General features: G+C 39.7%; 1 protein-coding gene and 2 tRNA genes. All 3 read right to left on the bottom strand.

Features of this window, described 5'->3' with window-relative positions; genetic code table 11:
- Positions 1-404: 404 nt before the first annotated feature.
- Positions 405-480 (bottom strand) — tRNA-Phe (locus HX743_RS16090).
- A 134-nt stretch (positions 481-614) separates the two neighbouring features.
- Positions 615-690: transfer RNA gene (locus HX743_RS16085), tRNA-Phe, on the bottom strand.
- 362 nt (positions 691-1,052) lie between these two features.
- The coding region (locus HX743_RS16080) for a zinc ribbon domain-containing protein (protein ID WP_178319679.1) at positions 1,053-1,216 on the bottom strand (164 nt) is incomplete at its 5' end.

Raw genomic sequence — 1,216 nt, 5'->3', positions numbered from 1 at the left:
CATTTTAGATATTTGTTTAAGATAAGATATAACTCATTGAGATGTGTCATAGTATTCGTCGTTAGAAAACAATTATTATGACATTATTTCAATGAGTTATCTATTTTTGTCGTGTACAGAGAAATTTCATAAACTTGTCTCGCAACGTAATTTCAGGACAATGCAGTTTTACACCATGCAAGAAAAAAATTTTTCACTGCAACCGTATACGTTTTATAGCCTACCTGAAAATCAATTTTGGCTCACCTTGACTCGGATAAACGGTCTTTTTCACTTTCTTAAATCTATTATGGGTATGCAATTTTTCTTGGAATTTTAATGCGCTTTGCATGTAATTATAATTCTCTATGACCAACCTAGAGGCGAAAAAAAAACCTCAAACAGTGTTTGAGGCTTTTTGAATATGGTGGCGAGACCCAGGATCGAACTGGGGACACACGGATTTTCAATCCGTTGCTCTACCGACTGAGCTATCACGCCAATGCCGTGTATTAAGCCGTATCTCGGCTGAATAGTCAATAAAAATCATCACTTTTTTATTTGATCGCATAAATTTTATGCAAAAAAAATCCCTGATGGGATCAGGGATTGAAAACGTTTAACCGTTTTGAATATGGTGGCGAGACCCAGGATCGAACTGGGGACACACGGATTTTCAATCCGTTGCTCTACCGACTGAGCTATCACGCCAATGACGCGTATTAAACAGTTTCAGCTGTAAATCGTCAATAGTCTTTTTCGCTTTTCAGTGCAAATGTTTACTTTTACAGCAACCTCATTCTATTTCTGCTGAAATATCACCCAAAAATTTAAAAATGAGTTCTTTTCCAATTAAATTTTGACAAACTTCCGATACGCGAATGTGGGGCACGGATGCCCCACGTTACCCATCACGACAAGGATGTCGTGTATGGGTAACAAAAGACTTTTGCCTACTTTGGGTCTTGCCAAAGTAGGAAGATGCCTACGCAAAGCTATTTAAACCTTAGCTAAAAATTGTGGCTGTGCAAGCACAAAAAACAATATAGGATTTAGTTGACATCCTCCCCGACCTAAAGGACGGAGATTCCTACTGCTAGACGCTCATGTCCGAGCGCAAGAATATTCAGTGCGGAATTTACATCCCGATCATGGAGCGTACCACACTCCACACACTGCCATTCTCTTATTCCAAGTCCTGCTCTACCTTCCGGACTACTGGAGCGTGAGCCACAGC

It is taken from the genome of Acinetobacter sp. Swhac1 (assembly GCF_013390985.1).
Taxonomy (GTDB): domain Bacteria; phylum Pseudomonadota; class Gammaproteobacteria; order Pseudomonadales; family Moraxellaceae; genus Acinetobacter; species Acinetobacter towneri.
The sequence above is the reverse complement of the archived record's forward strand: the minus strand, read 5'-3'. Positions and strand labels throughout refer to the sequence as shown.